This is a genomic window from Pseudomonas arvensis (genome assembly GCF_056688935.1).
Genome location: NZ_CP162038.1, coordinates 5,827,997 through 5,846,694 on the forward strand (window position 1 = coordinate 5,827,997; position 18,698 = coordinate 5,846,694).

The following is an 18,698-nucleotide window of genomic DNA, read 5'->3' on the forward strand; positions in this document are numbered from 1 at the left end:
TTGTTGTTTTTGTGCTTCGAAAGCCTTGGGTGGTGCTTTATCGGTGGCGGCGCTCCTCCTCTTGCAGCAGGGCCTGCAACGTGTCCAGGCGCGCGCCTTCACAGGCGATCACCGTACCTTGTTCGAATAGGCGGCGTGACAGACCGGTGAGCACGGCGCCCGGCGGCAGTTCGATTTGCAGGCGCACGCCGCGCTCATAGGCGCTTTGCACGGTGCCGCGCCAGTCGACCACGCGGCACATGTTGAAGGCCAAGTCGTCGCGCAGTTGCTCGGGATTGTGGATCGGCCGCGCACGGGTGCTGCTCAAATAGGTGATACGCGGTGCCTTCAGTGCAACGAACGCTTGCGCCAGCGCCTGGGCCGGTTGCTCCAGCAATGCGCAATGGGACGGCACGCTGACCGCCAGGCGCTTGGCGACGCCATTGCCTTTGATGCGCTCGGCAACGCGCTTCATGGCGGCATCACTGCCGGCGATGACGGTCTGGTTGTCGGCATTGATATTGGCCAGGTACACCGGGGTTTGCGGGCTGTGGACCTCAGCCAGCAAGGTTTCGACGGTGGATAACTGCGGGCCTATCAAAACAGTCATGCCATAGCCCTGTGGATAAGCCTGTTGCATCAGCTCACCACGCAGGCTGACCAACCTGACCGCATCGGCAAACGCCAGCGCGCCGGCGATTACCGCTGCCGGGTAGGCACCGATGGACAGGCCAGCCACGTAATCCGGGGTGTGTTGCAGGAGGCGAGCGTGGGCCACGCCGGCGATCAACAGGCACAGTTGCACGGCGCGGGTACTGGCCAAGGCTTGCGCGCAGTCGAGCCGGCGCACGTCTTCGCCCAAGGCATCGCTGGCCTCGGCCAGGATGTCCGCCGGCAACGCCTGAAGCATGCCCGTGCGCTGGGCGCCCTGCCCCGGGAACACCAGCAGACTGCTCATGCCACGGCCTGCCAGGGGTCGAGTACAAGGTGCGCACCGCTGACGGTTTTGAGCAATACGCGGCGTGACGGCCCGGCCCATTCGCGCAAGGCGACGGCGCCGAACGGGGTTTGCAGCTGCAGGTCAACGCTGCACGCCGCCTTATCCAATTGTTCCAGAAGCGCCCGCGCATCGTTGCGATCCAGCGGCTCAGGTGCGCGCAGGATCAAATCCAGGTCACTCATCGCATGCAGCGCTTCAATACCGCTCGCCAACTCAAAACCCGCACTGCCACTGACGCCCCAGCTTGCCTGGCCCAGCACCGGTCGCACCTGCTGCAATGCCTGCAACGCGGGCAAATCCCGGGTCGAGATCACGGCGCGCAACGCCTCCGGCACCACGCGCCGACGCACCGCCGCCATCGGCATCACGGCGGCAAAACGCTGTTCGCGCAAACGCCCACGCACACCGATCGCCACCTCGCCCGGCTCGGCGAGGGCGCGACGCACCACCACCGGGTGACCGGCGCTGATCACGTCCACCGCCCAGGCCGGTGCGTCGGCGGGCAGATGCGCCGGGGTCATGCCCCAGAGCAGGTCGTGGGCGTTCACCATTGCTCGCGCAACAGTTGGCGCACGTGGCTGGAAGCGGCACGATTGGTGGCGCCGAGGCGTCCGCTCAAATCGGACGTGCCAATGTCCTTGATCGCACTCACCAGACAATCACTGACCCGCGCCACATCGTCGGCGGTGGGCTGTTCAATCTGGCTGACCGTCAAGGTTTCCCACAGCAAACCAAGGCTGGCGTAACTGTCGATGTCATAGGCCATGGGCGGCACGCTGGCGGCCAATGCTTCCAGCTCTTCGACGCTGCGCAGGGTCACCCGCGCCGCCGACGCCTTGCCCATGGCGTGCACCATCACACCAGGATCGCGCAGGGCGATCAGGCGATTGGCCTGGTAGCCGTGGGCGAGGAAAGCACCGGACATGGCCTTGCCCACCAGTAGCGCGATCACCGGATGCCCGGCCAATCGGGCGCGGGCGTAGCTGTCGGCGGCGGCGGCCAGGGCTTGATGGATGCCCAGGGCTTCTTCACGACGGCCATAGGCTTGGCTCGGCACATCGACGATAGCGATGATGGGACGCTTGTCGCCGCGAGCGATGGCTTCGTCCACGGCCTTGGCCAACCCCCAGCCTTCCAGCAGGCCGACTTCGCCATTGCGGGCACGGGGGAAGCGGTTTTGCTCATCCGTGACCACGGCGATAAAACGACCTAATGGGCCATCGGCGACTTTCAGCGAAGCCGGCAACCCGTCAACAGGTGCGGCGCCGGCGCTCAATGCGTTGAACCACTGCAAACCTCTCATGAGCGTTCTCCCTGATACAGATCGCGAACCGTCGCCGGGTCGATTTGCGCCGCCGCGTCCAGTTCGGCCAGGCGTGCGAGATACAGAGCAGCCTGCTGGCTGCGCTGTTGAGCGGGCATGCCTTGATGCAGCAACGCGGTGACGGTCTGTTGGATCTGCGCCACATCGTCGGCCACATAACGGTCGGCGAGACCGCTGTTGAAGCGCTGCTCGCCGCCGGTAAGGCTCCAGATAAACGGGCGGTCACGGGAGTCGTACTCCTCCAGCCCGGCTTCCTGCTCGATCACTTGCGGGCCGTTGAGGCCCAGGCGCGCTTCGCGGGTCACCACCAGATAGCTGCACAATCCGGCGGCAATGGACATGCCGCCAAAACAGCCAACGCTGCCCGCCACCACACCGATCACCGGTTGGTATTGGCGCAGGTCGACAATCGCCGCGTGGATATCAGCAATCGCAGCCAGGCCCAGGTTGGCTTCCTGCAATCGCACGCCGCCGGTTTCCAGCAGCAGCACGGCGCGGGTCGCAATGCCTTTGCGGTTGTCCTCGGCGGCCAGTTCCAGCGCGCCGGCGATTTTTGCGCCGCCGACCTCACCCAGGCTACCGCCCTGGAAATTGCCTTCGATGGCGGCGATCACCACCGGTAAGCCATCGATGCTGCCCTTGGCGATGATCACGCCGTCGTCAGCCTGGGGCACCACGCCCTGGCGGCTGAGCCAGGGCGACATGACCCGTTGGAACGGGTCGATCAATTCGCGGAACGTGCCGGCGTCCAGCAAGGCCTTGGCCCGCTGCCGAGCGCCCAGCTCAACGAAACTGTGTCTGGAGAAATCAATCATGGCCGATCTCCTCGAAACCTTGCTCCAGGCGCAAGCGCACCACGCCGGGGGTGGCACCGAAATCGTGGATATCAATCTTCAGGGCGGGCGGCGTCTGCTCCTGGAAGATGCGTTCGAACACATGCTGCCAGCGTTGCTGAGCGCCATTCACCGAGGTCTGTACCTGAATGGTCAGCGTGCCGGGCGTGCCCGGTTCCAGCAGGACTTCCAGGTCGCCGGAGCCGACGCAACCCACCAGCGCACGACCTTTCGGCGGCTGCCCGGCGGGGAACTCAAAGGATAAGGTTTCCATCACAACGCTCCGTCGAGGCGGTCGATAAACAGGCAGGCGGCCAACAGGTCGGCGGCGCCGCCGGGGGAGGCATTCAGGGCCAGCAATTGGTGGTCGAGCTCATGCAGCTGGCGGCGCCCGGCGAGGCTTGCGCTGCCGCCCGCATCGAGCACTGCCTGGGCGCCACGCTGCATCGCGTGCAAGCCTTCGGTGCCGGCGCGGTAGAGCACGCAGGTGTCGGCCAGCTCGGTCATGATCGCCAGCAAGGCGTCGAGGCGTGCGTTCTGTTCGCCGGCGTTCTGGCTGCGGCTTTTGTGCAGTTGCACCAGGCCGCGTTGCATCACCGAGGGGAAGCCAAGTTGTGCTTCTTCACGGGCTCCACGGGCGCCGTAGCGTTGCGCGACCTCAGCACCGTGGCTCCGCGATTGCGGGGCGTAGCGGTCGTTGAGCAGGGCCAATCGGGCGGCATTCAGCGTTACTGCGCGAGGTTCCAGGGCTGCCGCAGCAGTGAGCAAGCCGAGCGCCCAGATCGCGCCGCGATGGGTGTTTACACCGTTGGTGGTGATCAGCATCGCTTGCTCACCTTCACGGCCGATCCGCCCGAGGGCTTCGCGCAGGGGCAAGCCGACCTCACCGACTTCAAGCGCAGCTTCGGCCATTTCCTTGAACATCGGCCACAACGACAGCGCCGAGGCGTGCATCAGCCCCAGGTGCAAATCGCTGTGGGCGCCATTGCCGCGACGGTCCACCAGGGCAGGTTTGGGCGACAGATCGGCTTCATCGATCAATGCATCAACGGCCATGTCCGCCAGGCGATCCGCGAGGCTGAGTTCGTGCAGTTTAAGAGCGCGCATTTACCAGCTCCTGAATTTGGCGGGCGGGTTGTACAGGCCACCGGACCAGTCCACCAGATCGGCCACGCTCTTGGCGGCCAACAGCTCGCGGGTGGCGTCGGTACGACGGATGCCCAGATCTTCGGGCAAGGCGATCAGGCCCTCGCGGCGCATGCGCGCGGTGTCCTTGGGGTTGTGGCGCAGGCCGATGGCGGTCACGCCGGCAACGGCGGCAATCATCGCCTGGCGCTCTTCCAGGGAGCGCGCCTTGTACAGGTAGGCGATGCCTTCTTCGGTGAGCAGGTGGGTGACGTCGTCGCCGTAGATCATGATCGGCGCCAGCGGCATGCCGCTTTTACGTGCCACTTCCACCGCGTCGAGGGTGTCGACGAAGGTGGGTTTGCCGCCCTCCTGGAACGTCTCGACCATTTGCACCACGAGCTTTTTGCCGCGCTCCAACAAGGCCTCAGGCGCATCGTCGTGACGCATATCCAACCACGCCGGGGTACCGTGACGACGGCCACGTGGGTCGTGGCCCATGTTCGGCGCGCCGCCAAAGCCGGCGAGGCGGCCACGGGTCACGGTGCTGGAGTGGCCGTCGCCATCCACTTGCAGGGTGGCGCCGATAAACAGGTCTACCGCGTATTGGCCGGCGAGTTGGCAGAACATGCGGTTGGAGCGCATCGAGCCATCACGGCCGGTGAAGAACACGTCCGGGCGGGCGGCGATGTAGTTCTCCATGCCCAGTTCGGTGCCGAAGCAATGCACGCTTTGCACCCAACCGCTTTCGATCGCCGGGATCAGCGTCGGGTGCGGGTTGAGGGTCCAGTTGCGGCAGATCTTGCCCTTCAGGCCGAGGGATTCGCCGTAGGTGGGCAGGATCAGCTCGATGGCGGCGGTGTTGAAACCGATGCCATGGTTGAGCGACTGCACATTGTGTTTTTCGTAGATGCCACGGATCGCCATCATCGCCATCAGCACGTGGACTGGCTTGATGTGGCGCGGGTCGCGGGTGAACAGCGGCTCGATGTAGAACGGCTTGTCGGCCACCACCACAAAATCCACCCAGCTCGCCGGGATGTCGACGCGGGGCAAGTCGGTGACATCGTCCACCAACTGGTTGACCTGCACGATCACGATGCCATCGCTGAAGGCGGCGGGTTCGATCAGCGCTGGCGTGTCTTCGGTACTGGCGCCGGTGTAGATATTGCCGGCACGGTCGGCCATGAAACCGGCGGAGAGCACCACGTTGGGGATCAGGTCCACCACCAGCCGTGCGTAGAGTTCGATGTAAGTGTGGATCGCACCGACTTCCAGCAGGCCGTCTTCGAGCAACTGGCTGATGCGCAGGGATTGGGTGCCGGCAAAGGAGAAATCGAGCTTGCGGGCGATGCCTTTTTCAAACAGGTCCAAGTGCTCGGAACGGCCGACACTGGGCATGATCATGTGCAAATCGTGGAGCTTGGCGGGGTCGACCTTGGCCAGGGAGCGCGAGAGGAAATCGGCTTGTTTCTGGTTGTTGCCCTCCAATACAACGCGGTCGCCCGGCAGGATCAAGGCTTCAAGCGCTTCGACGATCCTGTCACTGGGCAGCACGGCCCCGTCTGCGTACTTCTTGACCAGCCCGAGCCGCCGCTGCTTCTCATCGCGCCGCCGCGTCCAGCGCGAGTCGGGGGTAGTTATTGTTGTCATGGTCGCTCCACGAGGGTTGCTGTCGTGGGCTTACCTTAGGAGTGATTCAGGGGGCCATCAATCAAGCCCGGCGGTGGATCGTTACGGCTGGAGTAATGGAACATCAGCAAACGCTGACCCGAGCCAGCTGAAGGTCAAAATGTGGTGTCTGTGTGTCAGCTAAGTGATGTATCAACTGACACTCCGCCATCGGGGGCAAGCCCCCTCCCACATTTGCTCGGTGGTGTCTGTGAGATAGCGGTCCCAAACAGGGACTGATCAGTCCCTGTTTGGGACCGCTTGCGCAGAAGGGCTGACCTGCTCCAGCGCTTTATCCACCAATAATTGCCCCAACTCGGCCATTTGCTGAATCCCGAGCATAATGGCGCGCTGGGAAGTGTCCAGGTGGAAGGCCAGGTTGCAGGTGAGTGCGTTGAGGGAGGACAGGGTTTCGCTGGCGTTGACCAGCAGGGTTTCGGTGTCTTGATGAGGGTTTACGGTGAAGAGGGGCGGATTAGGGGTAGGTTTGATCATGATTTACAGCTCCGATATGTGATGGAGACTGCCCGCTCCGCTTGCACGCGAATTAGGGTGGCAGCCGTGCGCAGGTGTGCAAGACCGGGCATATCGGACCCCGGCAGACCCCAAGGGATCTCCCACGCACAGCCGCCATAACGAATACAGCAGGCATAAAAAACGCACGTTGGATGGCTATGGGCGCTGGTGCGCCGACATGTAACCGGACTTGCACGTCCGTGTCACCGTTTTTTGCGATGACGGGACGAAGACTAGGCGCGCGGGCTGAGCGCGACAAGTTCATGCACGGCCCAAAATCTTGCAGGAAAAATCCGAAGCCCCCCGCCTATCTTCATCGTTCCGATAGACAGCGAGGAATGCTCCGACAGGTTTTTCAGGTTGTTGCTCGGAACCCGTCTCTCTAGCCTTTTCCATCCGAATCGTGCCACGGGCAGACATCATGAATCCGACTGTTAAACCCGATGCAAGGCCGTTGCAGAGTGTGATGCATCACATCACAATTTCGACGACCAGGTCGAACTGGTCGATTATCTTGACTACCACTGAGTAGAGGTATCGATATGGGCATGCACAACCCACCTCACCCCGGTGAAATCTTGCTTGAAGATGTAATCCCTGCCCTGGGCATCACCATTACCGAAATGGCGCGACGTCTTGGCTTCGCCCGCGAGACTTATTCAAGGATCTTGCATGGCCACGCCCCGGTCAGCCCGGACCTTGCCGTTCGGTTGGAACGGGCCGGTGTGAGTACCGCGCAGCTATGGTTGTCGATGCAAAGTGCCTACGATTTGTGGCAGGCCGAGCATCGGGAGCAGCCGGTGATTGAGCGGTTTGCGCGGATTGACTAAGTAAAATCCGAGCGGACGCTCAACGTGCCATGACGTTAACCACCACATGCAAAATGAACGCAGGCCCGTAACAAGGCGTCCCCTGCTCATCCTCGATTCGCCAGACTGAAGCCACCGTACAAGTCTCCTTGGGTGCAGCAAATTCCACAGTGATATGCACCGGCTGGCCCGGCAGGGTATCGGCAATAGGGAGTTCGCTGTGCAAGCTACGCAGATGAATGTCCATCACTACCTCCAACTGGCCTTGTGGATCCGCGCGGCGGGCAATCACATATTCCCCATCAACACGTACCAGTCGTCGCCCGCGCCAGGGTCGTGTGCCCAGGTTCTGAATCTCCCAGGTTTTCTGAAAAACTTCCCCCGGCAACACGACGGCTTGATCAGGCGTCGTGACATCGGCATTGAACACCGCAACGTCCTCCGGATCATCAATACCTGCGGCCCGATTGGTGGTAGCCATCGAGCACACATTATCGGGCGCGCCTGTCAGATCAGCGAAGTAGCGAAATAGAAGCAAGGGAGAAACCTGCAATGCCTTCGCCAGCTTGATCAGCGTGCGCACCGACGGGTCCCTCGACGCCCCAGCCGCTAGACCGTACAAGTAGGTTCTGGAGATTCCCGCCTCCTTGGCCAGCACAGTCAGGGGTTTGCCCAGCTCTCGGCTGCGGCGTGCAACCAGTGACCTGAGGGTATCTTTCGTTCTTATATTCATATGAAGTTTACGGTTCCCATTTTTAGGTGAACGTCATTTCTTTGTCCGCCAAAAAAGACAACCTGTCCGCCGCCACGTGTCTTGAACCATGCACACTAGCCCCCTGCTGGCGATGTTGTGAAGGACATGGATGAGGCCCTTTTAGTCAGTCATATCCAGTGTCGTAGTTTCTCGCATGCTTGCGAACCTAGTGTTTGTTGCATTCCTTTACATCTACCCTGGATATAGCCATGAACCACATCAAAGCGTGCTGTGAATCCGTTGCTCAAACAGGCTTTGGCACCCTGCAAATATCAGAAGCGATGCTGCTGGATTACAAAAAAATCGTTGATGGATACTCCGCAATATCGCCAGCCACCAAGGCCTCGTTTTCCTTCGCGAAAGACACCGATGGATTTTTCCCCTTTGGCGCTGAGTACTCGAGCCTTGAGGATCAGCCAGACCTGTGTGAGCGATTTTGTTACTGGCCTGCGCATTCATCAAAACGAAGAACCTTTGAATTCACACGAAGTGATTTTTTTGCCGCCGTTAGCGCTTTTGAACAACAGATCAGCGAACTTGCCCAGGAATTGATGGATGGGATTTGCGCGGAGTTTGGAGCCACTTCGTTGAGCTCTTTGCGCGCAGCGTCCTATCTGCAACTGTGTGTCTATGGAGCTAATTCCGCGTCGGATCAGCGGCAGTTTGCTCAGGACCCTCACGAGGATGGTCATCTGTTGTCATTTATCAAGCCTACTCATGATGGCCTCGTCCTGGTTCGAGGCAGCTCGCTGGAGCCGGTACGCCTCTTGGAGAACGAGGTTGCAATTTTGGCCGGATCGTTACTGACCGACCTCTCAGACTGTGCGATTCCCGCTGCATACCACGCGGTTCTGGCTCCTCGGAGACCAATGCCACGCAGCTCTCTCATTTACTTCGTCAACCCTGATGTGGAGCAGGAACTGACAGGCTTTTTCCGCCACCAGCCGATCGACTTGAAAAGTACCGTCAACGCACGCCATACCGGTTTCGGTAATCAACCCCTTCAATTGAACTGATACCCAGGCGGTCGAGTACTCCATGACTCCAGACTTCAACGCCTTTTATCTCGAAGGTCTTCTACTGGGCATCGGACTGTTCGCCGCTCCTGGACCGAAGGACACCCTGGTTATTCGCCAGGGTGTCAGTCGCAGCCCTGTCTGGGGTGTGGTGGCGGTATGCGTGTTCGCCGATATCATCCTCATCGCTCTTGGGGTGATGGGATTGGGCTCGTTGCTCGGCAGCAAGCCAGGTTTGGTGGCATTCCTACTGTTGTCGGGAGCGGCCTATCTGTTGTGGTTTGGCTGGCAGCGGTTATTGGTTTGTGTGCGTAACCAGTCGATGCCAGATACTCAAAGCAACCTCACCTCACGACGGGGATTGCTACGCACGGCATTGATACTTGGATTTGCCAATCCGTATGCCTGGCTGGATACCGTGGTGCTGATTGGCTCTATTGGTGCGGCAAAGCCCGTCAGCCAACAAGCGTTCTTTGCCGGCGGCGCAATGACCGCGTCGCTGGTATGGTTTGTGGTTTTGACGTTGGGATGCCAAAGGTTGACGGGGCTATTTCGTTCGGCAAAGGTCTGGCGTTTATTGGACGCGGGCGTGGTCATTTTGATGGTGTACCTGGCGGGTATGCTGATTGCCGACTTTCATCTGCTGTAGCGTCACCGAACGGCAAAGCGCCCTCACCACAGGTGCCTTTCATTTCTCATGGAGAATGCGCCACTCAGGCCAACCCGGACTCAACCAATAAAGCCTCCAACCCCATCAAATCCGGCACCTTCGCCACCTGTTCCCCCACCTGCACCGCCGCCAATTCCAAAGGGCACAGCGGCACGTCCACGTAGCTCAACTCGCTGTCGAGCTTGTACGACCGGGGAATCCCCTGGATAACCAACGCAATGAACTTCAACGTCGGTCGCCCACCCAGCGCGTTCAACACCACGATCCGTGAGCGTTCGCCAGTCACGCTGGCCTCGCCGCACGCGGCTTCGAAACTGATCAACGGAATCTGCCGATCCCGCCACGTCACTTGCCGCAGATACCACGGCGGCGCATCGCTGGCCGGTTCGCCGCGTTGGAAGTCGATCAGTTCGGCCACGGCGACGTTGGGCAGCACCAGGTGACGGTCAGCCAGGGGCAGCAGCAGGCCGGTGAGTTGGCTGGTGCGGTGGTCAAGCATGGGACTTGCTCCAGTAGGCGATGCTTTCCAGCAGCACCGACTCTTGATACGGCTTGCCGAGGTAGTCGTTGACGCCAATGGCCATGGCGCGGTCGCGGTGTTTCTGGCCGGTGCGGGAGGTGATCATGATGATCGGCAGGCGCATCAGGCGTGGGTCGTTGCGCACTTGCGTGGCCACTTCAAAACCGTCCATGCGCGGCATTTCGATGTCGAGCAGCATCAGGTCCGGGGTGTGTTCTTCGAGCAACGCGAGGGCGTCGATGCCATCTTTGGCGGTGAGCACGTTCATGCCGTTGCGTTCCAGCAGGCGGCTGGTGACTTTACGCACGGTGACCGAGTCGTCCACCACCAGCACCAGCAGCGGGCGCTTTTTCAGTGGGTCGTTGAGGATCAGCGGCGCATCCACCGACTGGGCCGGCAACGCCGGTTGCCGTTCGCGGATATGCGCAAGCAAGTCGATGATCAGCACCACGCGGCCGTCGCCCAGGATGGTCGCGCCGGACAACCCCTGCACCCCGGCAAACTGCGGCCCCAGGCCCTTGACCACGATCTCCCGGGTACCGGCCATGGCGTCCACATGCACCGCCACGCGGCGCTCATTGCACTGCACCAGCAACACCGGCACCGGTTGGTACTGGCCCAATAATTTGGGCCGGCCGACGGTGTGCAGCAGGTCGCCCAGGTAGAACAACTCGTAGCTCTGCCCGGCATATTCATAGCGTGGCGGATCTTGCTGATAGTGCCCCGCCAGCTCATGGGGCAGCACCCGCACCAACGCTTCGATGGTATTGAGCGGGATCGCGTATTGATCGTCCGCGCACTGCACCATCAGCGCACGGTTGACCGACACGGTGAACGGCAAACGAATGCGAAAATGCACGCCCTCGCCCGGCGTCGACTCAATGAACATCGAGCCGCCAAGCTGGCGTACTTCTTCATGCACCACGTCCATGCCCACGCCACGTCCGGAAATCTGGGTGATTTTCTCGGCAGTGGAGAACCCCGGCTGCAAGATAAACTGCAACACGTCGCGGTCGCTGATCTCTTGATGAGGGCCGAGCAAACCACGCTTGATCGCCTTGCGCCGCACCGCGTCCAGGGGCACGCCAGCGCCGTCGTCGCGCATGTCGAACACGATGTCGCCGCCTTCGTGGGTCAGGTCCAGGGTGATGCGGCCCTTTTTCGGCTTGCCGGCCAGCAGGCGCGCCTCACTGGATTCCAGGCCATGATCGACGGCGTTGCGCAGCATGTGTTCCAAAGGCGCCGCCATGCGTTCCAGCACGTTGCGGTCCATCTCACCTTCGGCGTTGCCGACGATGAATTCCACGTCCTTGCCCAACTCGCCCGCCACCTGGCGCACGATGCGTTTGAGGCGTGGCAGCATGCGTTCGAACGGCACCATGCGCGTGCGCATCAGGCCTTCCTGCAATTCGGTGTTGATGCGTGCCTGTTGCTGCAACAGGGCGTGCGCGTCCTCGTTGCGACGGTCGAGGGTGTCCTTCAGATCGAGCAAATCGGAGGCGGATTCGGACAACGCACGTGACAATTGCTGCAACTGCGAATGGCGGTCCATTTCCAACGGGTCGAAGTCTTCATAGCCCAGGCGCTCGGCCTCGGCCTGTTGGCGGCTGAGGATGCGGCCCTGGGTTTCGGTGTCGAGGCGGCGCAGTTGATCGCGCATGCGCTCGATGGTGGTTTCCACCTCGGTCAGGGCGATGCGTGCGTCATTGACTTGCTGTTCAATACGACCACGGAAGATCGAGGTTTCGCCGGCCAGATTGACCAGGTCATCCAGCAGATCAGCGGAGATCTTCACCATGTCGGCGGCGGGATCAACGACCGCCTCGGTCTTGCCTGCGGGCAATGCGACCGGTGCCACTGCTTCTACGCTTGGGTGCACCAGGCTTCTGATGCGTCCGATAAGCTTGTCCACCGCGCCCACGGGCAAGCCGTCTGCCACGGCGTCGATCATCTGCGCCAGGCGGTCATGGCAGCCTTGCAGCAGCGCGAACAGTTCGGCGGACGGTGCGAGCAAGCCGGCCGATAGCCCTTCGTAGAGAAACTCAAGCTCATGAGCCAGGTCACCAATCGGTCCGATCTCGACCATGCGCGCGCCGCCCTTGAGGGTGTGCAGGTCGCGCAGCAGGGTCTCGACTTCCTGGCGATTGTTCGGCTCGGCCTGCCAGCGCAGCAGCGCGCTGCCGGAGCTGTCGAGAATATCGGCGGCTTCTTCGAGGAAGATATCCAGCAATTCCGGGTCGGCGCCCGCCGTTTCAGGCGCAGGAGCCTGTGCGGCGGGCGTACTGCTCTGGCGCAGTTCGCGCAGCTTGGCAACCAGCTCGGCGCTGTCGCTCAAGGGCTGGTGGCGGTGCAGTTCGTCCAGCTGTAAAGCCAGGCGTTCATGGCTGGCCATGAGCACCTGGGACAGCTCGGTGCTGTAGCTGTAGCGCCGGTCCACCAGGCCTTCGTAAAGGCATTCCAATTCGTAGGCAAGATCGCCCACCGGGCCGATTTCGGCCATGCGCGCGCCGCCCTTGAGGGTGTGCAGGTCGCGCTGCAACGAGGACAACGGTGCCGCGTTTTCAGGTTCCAGCAACCAGCGTTTGAGGGACTGCCCGGCGCTGTCGAGAATGTCCACGGCTTCTTCGAGGAAGATCTCGACGATCTCATCGTCCATCGCCGTTTCATGCTCCAACTGCGCGGTGGCAGCGCCCAGTTCAGCAATACTCAGCGCACGGTTGCCGTCGGTTTTGATCAGGCCGGTGGCGGACGGGTCGAGGGCATCGTCCAGCAGGTCGCGCAGGGCCTGCACCCGGGCCGGCACCGGGCTGATTTCCTGGCCGGCGGCCAACTGGTCAAGCATGTTGATCAGTGCTTCATGGGCCTGTTCGGCCTCATGGAAAAACCGCTCGCTGACCGCCAGGCTGCTCTCTTCCACCGCACCATAGAGGTCGAGCAAGGCTTCGCACAACTCGTCGATGGGATGCAGGTCGGCGGTGTGTGCGCCCTCTCCCAGGGTGGTCAGTTCATCCAGCAGAGCGGTGAGTTCCTGGCGCTCGCCGGGGTGCTGTTGCCAGCGCCGCAGCAGGCTTTCGGCGTCGAGCAGGATGTCCATGCCCTGGGCCAGGAAGTTGGTGATCAGTTGCGGGTCGCGTTTGATGCGCAAGCCGGTGTTGGGCGCGTCGAGCAGCGCGGCCAACTGATGGTCGAGCAGGGTTTGGGTGCGGCCAATCAGGTCGGCCGCGCCCTTGATCGGCACCAGAGGGTCGCGGTCCAGTTGGCGTAAGCCACGCTGGAACAGGGCTTCGGCTTCCAGCAGCAACTCCACTTCGTCCAGGTCCAGCGGCAGGCGATGGGCCTTGTATTCGCGGGTCAGGTGATCCAGCGGTCGCACCAGTTCGGCGATCGGTAATACGCCGGCCATGTAGGCACTGCCCTTGAGGGTGTGCAGGGCGCGTTGCAGCTCATCGCTGACTTGCAGCGGCACATGCTCGGCGGCCTGTTGCAGGAAGTGGTTGAGGCTGTCCAGGTGGCTCTGGGCTTCATTGCGGAAGATCTCCAGCAGCATCGGGTCATGGGGCTCGGCAGCGGATACAGCGCCGCCACCGGCCAAGGCGTGGGCGCGAGCGGCCAGTGCGTCGACTTCGTCGCGTTGGTGTTGGTCGTCCGTCGCAAAGTCGGCGATCAATTCCGGCAGCAAAGCCACGGCATCATCCAGCACCTGCTGGATTCCGGGGCCGAGGGCCACGCTGCGTTCGAGCACACGGTTCAGCAGGTTTTCCACGGCCCATGCCAGTTCGGCCAGCACCAGGGCGCGCACCATGCGACCACTGCCTTTCAAGGTATGGAAGGCGCGGCGCATTTCGCCTTGGGCGGTTTTGTCCGCGCTGTTGGGCAAGTGACGGTGCAGCACGTCGAGGACTTCGTCGGTTTCTTCGAGGAAGACTTCGCGCAGTTCATCGTCGATGGGCGCTTCATCAGCCGGGGGTGGCAACAGGCTACCGGGGCGTTGCAAGGCCGGCGGGTTGAGGCGCGACGTGGGGTTGGCCAACGCGTCGAACTGGGATTGGCTCGGGGCCTCATCCGCCGACAGCACGCCATCGGGGGCCAGCAAGGCCTGGCGCCAGGGTTTTTCAGCAGGCAGGTAACCCAGCGCCGCGAGGCTTTGGGTGGCCAGTTCCAATACCCGTTCACCGGCGGCGTCGGGGTCCTGGAGCATGCGTTCGAGGTAGTACTCCAGGCTGCTGATTACCTCGGCAAAATGGGCCAACTGGGTCTCGGACGGCGCGTCATGGTTGACGACCAACTGCTCATCGACGTAATCGGTGCAGCCGCGCATCAGGCTCGCTGCACGCGGCAGCGGAATCATCGCCAATGCTCCGCGCACTTGGCTCAGCAGTTCCGGCAGGGACTCCAGGCGCTGACGGTCCCAGTCGGCTTCGATGCAGTCAATCACCAGCTCTTTGGCTTGCTTCAGGCACTGGCAAGACTCGCGGATTACCAGTTGGTGAATCTGAGTCAGGTCGGTGGTGGGCAGGCGGCTTTCTTCGCGGCTTTCCGGTTCGACGGTGCCGGCCATTCCGGCCAGGGTGGCTTCGACGTAGAGCAGCGCGCCCGCGACGTCCATCAGTACGGCGTCATTGGGTTCGCGTTGGCCTTGGGCCAGGCTCAGTACCACCGCAAGCTGATCGATGATGACTTTGCGCGGCTGGCCGAACCCCAGCACCGCCAGGGTATCGGCGATCTGCCGCAGCGGCGCCAGCAGCGCATCGAGGTCGTGGGTGTGTTGGCGGTCGCTGCGTACGAACAGGTCGAGGCGCTCCTTGACCCGCACCAGCTCTTCACACAACGCACCGAGCACCGAGCCCATGGCATTGCGGTCCGGCCCGGCCAGGCGGGCACGTTCGGCGTCGACCACGGCGCTGTCGGGCAAGGCTTCATCCAGGCCGTAGCGTTCCTTGAGGCTTTGCATGCGCGGCGTCGGCCGGGTGACTTTGGCGACGTAGAACAACAGGCTCTTGAGCAACTCATCCGGCGCAGACTGGTTGATTCCGCCAATGCCTTGAGCCAGCAAACGCTTGAGCTGCTTGTCACTGGCCTTGAGCAGGCTGCGCAAGGCCGGGCTGTTGGCAACAACGCCGGTGAGCATGCCTTCGACCAGCGCCGACGTCACTTGCCACAACGGCAACAATGGCGCGCCCTGGCACAGGGCTTCAAGGCGTGCGAACACACGCGCCATGTCTTCCAGATTGCTGGGGCCGTGGTCTTCACGCAGCAACCCGGCGAGGGCCTGTTGCAGCAGTTGGTGCCATTGGCGCAGTTGTTCATGCAGGTCCGGCACTGCGCGTTGGGCCAGGGCTTCATCGGGCAGCGGCGCAATCGACAGCAGTTGTGGGCTGAACAGGCTGGTTTCCGAGAGCAGGCTTTCACCTCGCGCACTGCGCAGGTCGTTGAGCAGCGGCAGCACCACCAACGGCAGATCGCGGCGGGCGCTGTGCACGCGGTCGAGGTACAGGGGCAGTTGACCAAGGGCCTGTTGCAGCAGACGGATACTTTCCTCGCGCTGGCTGACCTGCCCGGCCTGGAGCGCCAGGGCCAGTTCTTCGATCTCTTCGGCGAGCAGCGCCGCACCGTAGAACTCGACCATTTGCAGCGCGCCATGCACTTGATGGATACCGGCCAGGCATTGGCAGATCACGTTATCGTCATGGGTTTCGACAAACGCATCCAGCGCCGAACGGGCCTGTTTCAGGGTTTCGGCAATGTCGCCCTTGACCCATTCGAGGGCCACGTAGTCGTGCCGGTCAACCATAACTGCTCCGCTTAGAATTCGTGGGTTGCTGGTATTGCCCAGATCTCAACAATGATTGAGATCCAATGTGGGAGGGGGCTTGCCCCCTCCCACATTTGGAATGCATTTCAGTCATCTGCCTGTTTCGGGGGTGGGAGGGTGAAACCCGACACCGACCTGCGCAACTGGCTCGCCATCTTCGCCAGGTTACCGATGCTTTCGGCAGTCGCGGTCGACCCCGACGACGTCTGCGTAGTGATCTGCTGGATCACGTTCATGGTCAGGGAGATCTGCCCCGCCGATGACGTCTGCTGCTGCGCTGCATTGGAGATGCTCTGGATCAACGCCGCCAAGGTCTTCGACACGCCTTCAATCTCTTCCAGCGCCACGCCGGCATCCTGGGCCAGCCGTGCGCCGCGGACCACTTCGGTGGTGGTCTGCTCCATGGAGATGACCGCCTCGTTGGTGTCGGTCTGGATCGCCCTCACCAGGGTTTCGATCTGCCGCGTGGCGGCCGATGAGCGCTCGGCCAGTCGCTGCACTTCATCCGCCACCACCGCAAAGCCGCGTCCGGCATCCCCGGCCATGCTCGCCTGGATGGCGGCGTTGAGGGCGAGGATATTGGTCTGGTCGGCGATGTCGTCGATCAGGCTGACGATGTCGCCAATCTCCTGGGACGATTCGCCCAGGCGCTTGATGCGCTTGGCGGTGTCCTGGATCTGTTCGCGGATGTTGTCCATGCCGTGGATGGTGTTGTGAACCACCTCGTTGCCCTTGTTCGCAATCTCCACCGAGCGTTCCGCCACGGCCGAGGATTCGGCGGCGTTGGCCGATACTTGGTCGATGGACTGGGCCATCTGGTTGATCGCGGTGGACGCTTCGGCGATCTGCTGGGCCTGATGCTCCGAGGCCTGGGCCAGGTGCATGGCGGTGGCCTGGGTTTCTTGCACCGCACCGGCAACTTGGCCGGCGGTGAGGTTGATCGTCGCGACCAGATCGCGCAGTTGGTCCACGGAATAGTTGATGGAGTCGGCGATGGTGCCGGTGAAGTCTTCGGTCACCGAGGCCGTCACGGTGAGGTCGCCATCGGCCAGGTCTTCGATTTCATCGAGCAGGCGCATGATCGCGTTCTGGTTGCGCTCGTTCTTCTCGGCAGTCTCGTGCAGTTGGCGGTTGGTCTCACGCACCATCACCAGGCCAATCAGGATGATCGAGGCCAACGCCAGCAGGCCCAGCACGTAGCCGCCAATGGTGTCGAAGCTGCGCCCGCTGGCGAGGTTTTCAAACCCGGTGGCCAGGTGCGAGGCTTCATCGAGCAGGGTTTGCGACAGATTGAAAATATTGCTCGCCGAGGCGCGCACCTGAAACAGTTGCGGTGAGGTTTCGAGGATTTCATCCACGGAGCCGGAGACAAATTCGAACAGTTCGGCGATATCCGCCAGCCGCGCGCGGGCATCGTGGTCTTCGACCTGGGTGATGCGCAGGCCGGGGTTGCCGTTGAGCATGCCATTGAGCACCTGGCCAAAACGGGCGGCATCGCGGCCAAAGGTGTCGGCGGCCTGCGCGGCTGTTTCGTCGCCGGCCAGCACGGTGTTGACCGCCCCCAGAATACGTTCGGCCAGCAGCGACTGGCGCTGGGCCAGGGCCACCTGGCTGGCCGGGGCGCCACGTTGCAGCAGGATGTCGACGACCTTTTCCGATTCCATCTGCAATTGCGGCACGGTTTCGGCCAGGGTCGCGGCCACCTGGTGCAGAGACAGCACGGTCTGCTCGCTGGCGAGGATGGCGTCGGTGTTTTTCAGCAGCGCTTCCCAGTCGGTCTGCACTGCGCGCATCTCGGCCCGCACCGCACTGGGCGCCGCAGGCAGGCCGGTTTGCGGGTCGCCTTTTTTCAGGTAGCCCCAGCGCTGGGCAAAATCGTTGCGCGCGTCACCCAGCAGCTTGAAGGCAGCGGCCTTGCCGGCGGCGGCTTCGGTAGCGTTCTTGGCAATGCGCTGGGACAGCACCCGCAGCTCACCGGCGTGGCCGATGTACTGTTTGTCGTAGGTGGACTGGGTGTTGAGGTACGCGAAGTTGGCGAAGAGCAGCATGATGAACACGATCAGTGCGATAAACAGCACGATGATCTGTGAGCGGCTGCGCGAGCCGGCCTGGGGTTTGGGCGCGGTAGCGGTGGTCATGCGGCGACGTCCATGAAGCCTGGGGCCTGGGCCAGGGCGAAGGGGCTGAAGACCTGCCACGGCGGGTCGCCGTCGAACTGGCCCTGGATAAACGGCGCGCCGGGGCTGGCACTCGCCAGCAAGGCGTCTTGTGCAAAATGCTGCATGCCCACCACCTCGTCTACCAACAACCCGACAAACAGATCGTTGTACTCCACCACCAGCACCCGCCGCTGCTTGCGCGCCTTGGACAGCGCAAGGCCGAGGAAACCACCCAGGTCCATCACCGGCAGCAGGCGCCCGCGCAGGTTAGCAACACCTTTGACCCAGGCCTTGACCCCGGGCATTAAAGTGCATCGCGGTTCATGCAGGACTTCGGCGACTTCGCCCATGGGCGCCACATACCAATGTTGCCCCAGGCGAAAGCCGATCCCGCTCCAGCGTTGCAGGCGGGCTTCCTGGGACGGCAGGTCGGCGGCCAGCAGGCGGCAGCGGCGGTCGATGTCCAGCAGCAACTCGAAGGCGGTTTGCGACTCGGTCATGATGGCGTGC

Annotated in this window: 16 protein-coding genes; 3 read left to right on the forward strand and 13 right to left on the reverse strand. The window is 62.3% G+C overall.

Going from position 1 to position 18,698, the window contains the following annotated elements:
• Positions 1-37 precede the first annotated feature (37 nt).
• From mdcH to AB3G88_RS26585, 8 genes are all read right to left on the reverse strand, one after another.
• Positions 38-937, reverse strand: coding sequence for a malonate decarboxylase subunit epsilon (gene mdcH, locus AB3G88_RS26550; protein ID WP_480452378.1), 900 nt, complete (start codon positions 935-937; stop codon positions 38-40).
• Positions 934-1,530: a malonate decarboxylase holo-ACP synthase gene (locus AB3G88_RS26555; protein ID WP_099585820.1), complete on the reverse strand. Its 597-nt coding sequence runs from the start codon at positions 1,528-1,530 to the stop codon at positions 934-936. Before AB3G88_RS26555 ends, mdcH begins: the two co-directional genes overlap by 4 nt.
• On the reverse strand, positions 1,524-2,282 hold the full coding sequence (mdcE, locus tag AB3G88_RS26560; protein ID WP_099585821.1) for a biotin-independent malonate decarboxylase subunit gamma: 759 nt from the start codon (positions 2,280-2,282) through the stop codon (positions 1,524-1,526). The genes AB3G88_RS26555 and mdcE overlap by 7 nt, the downstream gene beginning before the upstream one ends.
• On the reverse strand, positions 2,279-3,118 hold the full coding sequence (locus AB3G88_RS26565) for a biotin-independent malonate decarboxylase subunit beta (protein ID WP_480452380.1): 840 nt from the start codon (positions 3,116-3,118) through the stop codon (positions 2,279-2,281). The genes mdcE and AB3G88_RS26565 overlap by 4 nt, the downstream gene beginning before the upstream one ends.
• Complete coding sequence (locus AB3G88_RS26570) at positions 3,111-3,410, reverse strand: malonate decarboxylase subunit delta (RefSeq protein ID WP_112192661.1); 300 nt, start codon at positions 3,408-3,410, stop codon at positions 3,111-3,113. The genes AB3G88_RS26565 and AB3G88_RS26570 overlap by 8 nt, the downstream gene beginning before the upstream one ends.
• Complete coding sequence (locus AB3G88_RS26575) at positions 3,410-4,243, reverse strand: triphosphoribosyl-dephospho-CoA synthase (protein WP_480452382.1); 834 nt, start codon at positions 4,241-4,243, stop codon at positions 3,410-3,412. The genes AB3G88_RS26570 and AB3G88_RS26575 overlap by 1 nt, the downstream gene beginning before the upstream one ends.
• The gene (gene mdcA, locus AB3G88_RS26580) at positions 4,244-5,914 is read right to left on the reverse strand and encodes a malonate decarboxylase subunit alpha (protein WP_480452384.1); all 1,671 of its coding nucleotides are present in this window, start codon (positions 5,912-5,914) and stop codon (positions 4,244-4,246) included.
• Between the two features lie 258 nt (positions 5,915-6,172).
• Positions 6,173-6,427, reverse strand: coding sequence for a DUF6124 family protein (locus tag AB3G88_RS26585; RefSeq protein WP_480452386.1), 255 nt, complete (start codon positions 6,425-6,427; stop codon positions 6,173-6,175).
• Between the two features lie 563 nt (positions 6,428-6,990).
• On the opposite strand from AB3G88_RS26585, the gene AB3G88_RS26590 reads away from it, so the two are divergent.
• Positions 6,991-7,278: a HigA family addiction module antitoxin gene (locus AB3G88_RS26590; RefSeq protein ID WP_480452389.1), complete on the forward strand. Its 288-nt coding sequence runs from the start codon at positions 6,991-6,993 to the stop codon at positions 7,276-7,278.
• Between the two features lie 19 nt (positions 7,279-7,297).
• On the opposite strand, the gene AB3G88_RS26595 is transcribed toward AB3G88_RS26590, so the two are convergent.
• The gene (locus AB3G88_RS26595; RefSeq protein WP_158879147.1) at positions 7,298-7,990 is read right to left on the reverse strand and encodes an NBR1-Ig-like domain-containing protein; all 693 of its coding nucleotides are present in this window, start codon (positions 7,988-7,990) and stop codon (positions 7,298-7,300) included.
• Positions 7,991-8,220: 230 nt separating this feature from the next.
• On the opposite strand from AB3G88_RS26595, the gene AB3G88_RS26600 reads away from it, so the two are divergent.
• Entirely contained in the window at positions 8,221-9,027 is an 807-nt protein-coding gene (locus AB3G88_RS26600; protein WP_158879148.1) for a 2OG-Fe(II) oxygenase, read from the forward strand.
• A gap of 22 nt (positions 9,028-9,049) precedes the next feature.
• Complete coding sequence (locus AB3G88_RS26605) at positions 9,050-9,676, forward strand: LysE/ArgO family amino acid transporter (protein WP_158879149.1); 627 nt, start codon at positions 9,050-9,052, stop codon at positions 9,674-9,676.
• A gap of 64 nt (positions 9,677-9,740) precedes the next feature.
• Here AB3G88_RS26605 and AB3G88_RS26610 read toward each other — a convergent pair whose 3' ends face one another.
• From AB3G88_RS26610 to AB3G88_RS26625, 4 genes are all read right to left on the reverse strand, one after another.
• Entirely contained in the window at positions 9,741-10,196 is a 456-nt protein-coding gene (locus AB3G88_RS26610; protein WP_099585829.1) for a chemotaxis protein CheW, read from the reverse strand.
• The gene (locus tag AB3G88_RS26615) at positions 10,189-16,008 is read right to left on the reverse strand and encodes an Hpt domain-containing protein (RefSeq protein ID WP_480452392.1); all 5,820 of its coding nucleotides are present in this window, start codon (positions 16,006-16,008) and stop codon (positions 10,189-10,191) included. Before AB3G88_RS26615 ends, AB3G88_RS26610 begins: the two co-directional genes overlap by 8 nt.
• A 107-nt stretch (positions 16,009-16,115) precedes the next feature.
• Positions 16,116-18,167 carry a methyl-accepting chemotaxis protein gene (locus AB3G88_RS26620; protein WP_112192664.1) on the reverse strand — a complete coding sequence of 684 codons (2,052 nt, stop codon included), beginning with the start codon at positions 18,165-18,167 and terminating at the stop codon, positions 16,116-16,118.
• On the reverse strand, positions 18,164-18,688 hold the full coding sequence (locus tag AB3G88_RS26625) for a chemotaxis protein CheW (protein WP_099585832.1): 525 nt from the start codon (positions 18,686-18,688) through the stop codon (positions 18,164-18,166). The genes AB3G88_RS26620 and AB3G88_RS26625 overlap by 4 nt, the downstream gene beginning before the upstream one ends.
• Positions 18,689-18,698 lie beyond the last annotated feature (10 nt).

Bases quoted from the DNA above. Each gene is read 5' to 3' on its own strand.
- mdcH (WP_480452378.1), bottom strand. From the start codon at position 937: ATGAGCAGTCTGCTGGTGTTCCCGGGGCAGGGCGCCCAGCGCACGGGC.
- AB3G88_RS26555 (WP_099585820.1), bottom strand. From the start codon at position 1,530: ATGGTGAACGCCCACGACCTGCTCTGGGGCATGACCCCGGCGCATCTG.
- mdcE (WP_099585821.1), bottom strand. From the start codon at position 2,282: ATGAGAGGTTTGCAGTGGTTCAACGCATTGAGCGCCGGCGCCGCACCT.
- AB3G88_RS26565 (WP_480452380.1), bottom strand. From the start codon at position 3,118: ATGATTGATTTCTCCAGACACAGTTTCGTTGAGCTGGGCGCTCGGCAG.
- AB3G88_RS26570 (WP_112192661.1), bottom strand. From the start codon at position 3,410: ATGGAAACCTTATCCTTTGAGTTCCCCGCCGGGCAGCCGCCGAAAGGT.
- AB3G88_RS26575 (WP_480452382.1), bottom strand. From the start codon at position 4,243: ATGCGCGCTCTTAAACTGCACGAACTCAGCCTCGCGGATCGCCTGGCG.
- mdcA (WP_480452384.1), bottom strand. From the start codon at position 5,914: ATGACAACAATAACTACCCCCGACTCGCGCTGGACGCGGCGGCGCGAT.
- AB3G88_RS26585 (WP_480452386.1), bottom strand. From the start codon at position 6,427: ATGATCAAACCTACCCCTAATCCGCCCCTCTTCACCGTAAACCCTCAT.
- AB3G88_RS26590 (WP_480452389.1), top strand. From the start codon at position 6,991: ATGGGCATGCACAACCCACCTCACCCCGGTGAAATCTTGCTTGAAGAT.
- AB3G88_RS26595 (WP_158879147.1), bottom strand. From the start codon at position 7,990: ATGAATATAAGAACGAAAGATACCCTCAGGTCACTGGTTGCACGCCGC.
- AB3G88_RS26600 (WP_158879148.1), top strand. From the start codon at position 8,221: ATGAACCACATCAAAGCGTGCTGTGAATCCGTTGCTCAAACAGGCTTT.
- AB3G88_RS26605 (WP_158879149.1), top strand. From the start codon at position 9,050: ATGACTCCAGACTTCAACGCCTTTTATCTCGAAGGTCTTCTACTGGGC.
- AB3G88_RS26610 (WP_099585829.1), bottom strand. From the start codon at position 10,196: ATGCTTGACCACCGCACCAGCCAACTCACCGGCCTGCTGCTGCCCCTG.
- AB3G88_RS26615 (WP_480452392.1), bottom strand. From the start codon at position 16,008: ATGGTTGACCGGCACGACTACGTGGCCCTCGAATGGGTCAAGGGCGAC.
- AB3G88_RS26620 (WP_112192664.1), bottom strand. From the start codon at position 18,167: ATGACCACCGCTACCGCGCCCAAACCCCAGGCCGGCTCGCGCAGCCGC.
- AB3G88_RS26625 (WP_099585832.1), bottom strand. From the start codon at position 18,688: ATGACCGAGTCGCAAACCGCCTTCGAGTTGCTGCTGGACATCGACCGC.